The sequence below is a fragment of the Psychrobacter sp. TB55-MNA-CIBAN-0194 genome (assembly GCF_040309505.1).
GTDB classification, from domain to species: Bacteria; Pseudomonadota; Gammaproteobacteria; order Pseudomonadales; family Moraxellaceae; genus Psychrobacter; species Psychrobacter fozii.
The window spans coordinates 1-233 of record NZ_JBEOOW010000830.1; the positions used below are offsets into that span (position 1 = coordinate 1).

Annotated in this window: 1 protein-coding gene; it reads left to right on the forward strand. The window is 43.8% G+C overall.

Annotated elements, in window-relative coordinates; translation table 11 throughout:
• Positions 1–203 (forward strand): MliC family protein (locus AAEY75_RS17240; RefSeq protein ID WP_352260406.1); only part of this gene is annotated, 203 nt, incomplete at its 5' end.
• Between the last annotated feature and the right edge of the window lie 30 nt (positions 204–233).

Here is a 233-nt window from a genome sequence, read left to right on the forward strand (position 1 = left end):
CCTCTACAGACACTGCAACAGTTGACTATTTAGGTACAGAATACGAAATGAAGATTGCTGTGTCGGCCAGTGGTGCGCGCTATATGAATGACAAGTACGAGTTTTGGACTAAAGCATCAGGTACTGGCTCTGAAGGCACGCTGTTTAGCCATATGCAAGATGGTAGCACGGGTGATGCAATTGAAACATGTACAGCGCTATAAGCCTTATTAATACGCATTAAAGCCTAAGTT